Origin of the sequence: Vulcanococcus sp. CPBay_Sum15L08_68, from assembly GCF_017855895.1 — a bacterium.
Classification (GTDB): domain Bacteria; phylum Cyanobacteriota; class Cyanobacteriia; order PCC-6307; family Cyanobiaceae; genus Vulcanococcus.
Window position 1 is genome coordinate 1 of record NZ_JAFMFX010000096.1, and the last position, 4402, is coordinate 4402.

The window sequence follows — 4402 nt, forward strand, 5'->3', positions numbered from 1 at the left end:
CCGAGGCACCCCTGGCCTTGGATCGCCTGCCGGACGGGCCGGTCCTGCTGCAACTGCTGGTGCGGGGGAATCCCTTCCGCGGCAGTGCCGGCGGCGATGAACCCTGGCCCCAGGTGGTGCGGCAACTGCTCGCGGCCCAGCGCCTGGCTGGTCTGGCGGTCTACGGCAGTCCCTACCTCTGGCAGGCCCTCGAACCCCTCCTGCCGCCGGATCTACCCGCCGCCTACAGCCCGGCTCAGATGCCCCAGGCCCAGGCCCAGGTGCTCGCGGCCCTGGGGTTGCCCGAGGCGGCGCTGGAGGGCGGCTTTACCGACTAAGCGAGCCACTGCCACTAGCCTCGGGCCGTCTTCTGCGGCCGCCGGCACCCACCATGCTCAGCCTCTCGATGATCGTTCGGGATGAAGCCGGACAAATCGAGGACTGCCTGCGGTCCGTCCAAGGCTTTGCCGATGAGCTGGTGGTGGTGGACACCGGCTCCAAGGACAACACCGTCGCCTTGGCCCAGGCCGCCGGTGCCCGGGTGGAGGCGATCGAGTGGCCCGGGGACTTTGCCCCCGCCCGCAACCAAGCGCTCGAGATGGTGCAAGGCGACTGGGTGCTGGTGCTGGACGCCGATGAACGGCTCAAACCGGAGGCCTGGAAGCCCCTGCGGGCCCTCATGGCGCAACCGGATGTGCTGGTGATCAACCTGCTGCGCCATGAGCGCGGCGCGATCCAGTCGCCCTACTCCAACGTCAGTCGGCTCTTCCGCCGCCATCCGCGCATCCGCTGGAGCCGGGCCTATCACTCGATGATTGACGACAGCGTCGCGGAACTGCTCAAGGAGGAGCCGCAGTGGCGCATCGCCGATTGCTCCGAGCCCGCCATCGATCACGACGGCTACCGCCCAGAGCTCTTGGCCCAAGGCAACAAACCCGAGCGGTTGCGCCAGGCGATGGAGGCCGAGCTGCAGAGCCGTCCCGGCGACCCCTATGCCTGCGCCAAGTTGGGCAGCCTGGAGGTCGCCGAAGGCAACCTCGAGCGGGGCCTGAAGCTGCTGCAGGAGGGCCTGGCGAACTGCCCAAGCGAAGCCCAACCCGAGCGCTACGAGCTGCTGCTGCACCTGGCCCTCGCGGAAGCCAGCCGCGACCCCCAGCAAGCGGAGCGCTACTACCGCCAAGCCCTGGAGATCCCCCTGGCACCGCGGCTGAACCTGGCGGCCCAGCTGAACCTCTCGGCGCTGCTGCTGCAGCTCGGACAACTGGAGGAGGCGGAAGCCCTCAGCGCCCGCGCCACCCGCGTCGCCCCTGAGATCGGCCTGGGCTGGTACAACCTCGGCCTGATCCGCCGCAAACAGGGCAATCTCGCCGGGGCCCTGGAGGCCTACCGCGAAGCCAAACGGGTCAATCCCGGCCATGCCGAAACCCACCAGAACCTGGCCGTCGCCCTGCTGCTGGGCGGCGACATCGATGGTTCCCGCGGCAGCTTCCGTGAGGCGATCCAACTGCTGATTGACCAGGGACGCACCCAGGAGGCCCAGCGGCTGCACAAGCAAGCCGGAGAACTGGTCAAGCTCGAGGGCTGAGGGATGGCGCTGCAGGGACGCACCATCGCGGTCACCCGGGCTGAGCAGCAACTGGGGACGGCGCGGCAGCTCTTCGAGCAGGCCGGAGCCAGCGTCCTGGATCTCCCCGCCCTGGTGATTGGCCCGCCCGATGAGTGGGGCCCCCTCGATGACGCCCTGGCGGAGCTCGAGGAGTTCCACTGGCTGATCGTCTCCAGCAGCAATGGGGTCGATGCCGTGGAGCAGCGGCTGCAGCGCCAGGGCAGCAGCCTGGCCCGGCGGCCCAGCAGCCTCAAGATCGCCGCGGTCGGCCGCAAAACAGCCGCGCGCCTCGATGAGCTGGGGGCGGCCGCTGATTTCGTGCCGCCGGCCTTCGTCGCCGACAGCCTGATTGAGCATTTCCCTGTCTCCGGCTGGGGCCTGCGGCTGCTGCTGCCGCGGGTGCAGAGCGGTGGACGGACCCTGCTGGCGGAAGCCTTCGGCGAGGCCGGAGCACGGGTGGTGGAAGTGGCGGCCTACGAATCGCGCTGCCCCGAAACGCTGCCGGCGGCCACCGCCACGGCCCTGGCCGAGGGACGGGTCGATGCCATCACCTTCAGCAGCGGCAAGACCGTGCAACACACCATCCAACTGCTGGAGCAGCAGTTCGGCGAGAACTGGAGGGAGCCGCTGGAGCGGGTCCAACTGATTTCGATTGGCCCGCAAACCTCAAAAACACTCCAGGCGCTCCTGGGGCGCGTTGACGCGGAGGCCAACCCCCATGACCTCGATGGGCTCGTGGCCGCCTGTGCCCTCGCCCTTAAAGACTGAGCACCCGCTGCTGCCCGGCCTGGTTCAAGCGCAGTTGACCGCGCCCCAGATCGATGCCCGTCACGGTCCAGCCCGGGGGCAGCAGGGCCGGCAGACCGGAGCCCGGGCAGAGGCCCTGGCGGCCGATGCACACCGTGCCGCTCTGGCCGCCCAGGGACACCAGGGCCTGGGCGCTGCGGCCACTGCCAATCAGGCCCGTGAGCTGCAGATCCGCCTGGGGGGTCTCGTTTGGGGTGCTTGCCGGCGCAGCAGTGACCGGTGCGAAGGGGTCAATGCGGCCATGGGGTTGGGCCTGAACCACCTGCTGGGCGCTCGGCATCGCGATGAAGCCCGGCGATGGGGTGAGCGGCGTCGGCTCTGAGACGCGGGCGGGCGGAATCGCCGTTCCCGGGGCAGAGGGCGCCGTGCTGCTCTCGCCTGTGCCGCAGGCCGCCAAGGCCAGCAGCACAGGCAGGACCGCAATCAGTTGGTTAGTGCGCCTCTTGGCCATAGCCGCTCTGGACGAGATCGCGGAAGCGATCCAGGTTGGCCTGGAGCTCCTTGGTCACGATCCCCCCCAGGATGGAGGCATCCATCAGCGGTGCCAAGACCCCCGGCAGCTCGTAGCTGACGCTGAGCTTCACGGCCGTGCTCTCGCCGCCCTGGGGATAGAAGCGAACGGCCCCTTTCGTGGGTAGGCCGCCGACGGATTCCCAATGGAGCTGTTGGGCCTCCACGCGCTCGGTAATCCGCGCCTTCCAATGGAAGCGAAATCCCTGGGCCGCCAGGGTCCAGTCGGTGAGATCGGGGTCCCCGTCTTCGGTGGTGACGGACTCAATCCAGTTCATCCAACGGGGCATGGCCTCCAGGTCACTCCAGACCGCCCAGACCCGCTCGGCGGGGGCCTTCACCTCGGTGGTGACGCTGTGTTCAAGCCAACGGCCCATGGTCTCTAGGCAACGGATGCATTGGTGGCCAGCTCCGCCTGACGACCCAGGATCGCGGCAGCGGCAAGACGCCCACTCATGGTGGCGCCTTCCATCGAATCGATGTAGTCCTGCTTGGTGTAACTACCGGCCATGAAGAAGTTGGTGACCGGCGTGGTCTGGTCCGGGCGGTAGGGCTCCATCCCCGGGGCCTCGCGGTAGAGGGACTGGGCCAACTTGACGACGTTGCTCCAGACCAGGTTCAGGTTTTTGGCCGAGGGGAACAGGCGCCGGACCTGGGCGTCGGTCGCCGCGACGATCTCCTCGGTTTTCTTGGGAATCCAGGGATCACCGGGGGTCAGGACGCACTGCAGCAGGGAACCCACCCCCTCCTTGCGGTAGTCCACCGGACTGGCCAGGGCCAGGTCGGCGAAGCAGCTGAAGTCCGCATCCGCCGTGTAGAGCAGGTTGTCCAAACCGGCGGGACGGGCCACATCCCGGCGGGCGGCCTCGGCCATGGGGGAATCCCCCAGTTCGGTCACCCAGCCGTCGTAGCGGAGTTGGACCGTGGCGACGGGGACTGCCTCGAGCTTGTAGAGGTTGTCGAACAGGGGCCAACGGCGCCAGGACTCAGGCACCATCCGCTGAATACCAGGGACGTCGCAGGCCGCCAGGTAGGTGTCGGCCTCGACCTTGAGATCACCGTCGGGGGTGCCGAGGGTCAAGCCGGTGACGCGGGTCTCGCCGGCGACCTCTTCAAACTGGACCTCGGTCACCCGGTGGCGCAGATGCAAGCGCGCGCCTCGCTCCTGGATGTACTCGAGGATCGGGCCGGTGAGCCAGCGGTGGGGCGAGCCCTTGAGCAGGTTGAGCTTGGAGGCCTCGGTTTTGGCCGCGAACATCATGAAGATGGTCAGCATGCAGCGGGCCGAGATCGCCTCGCAGTCGATGAAGCCCAGGGCGTAGGCGATCGGATTCCACATGCGGCGAATGCTCTGCTCGCTGCCGCCGTGGCCCAGGAACCACTGCTGGAAGCTGATGCGATCGAGGTCGCGAATCACCTTCATCGCCCCCTCGTAATCCACCAGACCGCGGACGATCGGGCTGGTGCCCAGGGCCAGGGCATTGCGCAGCTTGTCCAGCC

General features: G+C 68.3%; 5 protein-coding genes and 1 pseudogene. 3 read left to right on the top strand and 3 right to left on the bottom strand.

From position 1 onward, the window contains the following. The 3 genes and pseudogenes from QZ189_RS10670 to QZ189_RS10680 all read left to right on the top strand — a co-directional run. Window positions 1–317 (top strand): annotated as a pseudogene (locus tag QZ189_RS10670) (glycosyl hydrolase family 3); the annotation flags it as partial. Window positions 318–370: 53 nt separating this feature from the next. Continuing rightward, on the top strand, window positions 371–1564 hold the full coding sequence (locus QZ189_RS10675) for a glycosyltransferase (RefSeq protein ID WP_296416343.1): 1194 nt from the start codon (window positions 371–373) through the stop codon (window positions 1562–1564). Between the two features lie 3 nt (window positions 1565–1567). After that, window positions 1568–2353 carry a uroporphyrinogen-III synthase gene (locus tag QZ189_RS10680; protein WP_296421737.1) on the top strand — a complete coding sequence of 262 codons (786 nt, stop codon included), beginning with the start codon at window positions 1568–1570 and terminating at the stop codon, window positions 2351–2353. On the opposite strand, the gene QZ189_RS10685 is transcribed toward QZ189_RS10680, so the two are convergent. The 3 genes from QZ189_RS10685 to zds all read right to left on the bottom strand — a co-directional run. Next, on the bottom strand, window positions 2343–2843 hold the full coding sequence (locus QZ189_RS10685) for a hypothetical protein (protein WP_296421738.1): 501 nt from the start codon (window positions 2841–2843) through the stop codon (window positions 2343–2345). The two genes, QZ189_RS10680 and QZ189_RS10685, sit on opposite strands and share 11 nt — an antisense overlap. After that, window positions 2824–3279 (bottom strand): SRPBCC family protein, encoded by a 456-nt coding sequence (locus QZ189_RS10690; RefSeq protein ID WP_010313234.1) that lies wholly within the window; start codon window positions 3277–3279, stop codon window positions 2824–2826. Before QZ189_RS10690 ends, QZ189_RS10685 begins: the two co-directional genes overlap by 20 nt. Window positions 3280–3284: 5 nt before the next feature. Continuing rightward, on the bottom strand, window positions 3285–4402 hold a 1118-nt coding region (zds, locus tag QZ189_RS10695; protein ID WP_296421739.1), incomplete at its 5' end, for a 9,9'-di-cis-zeta-carotene desaturase.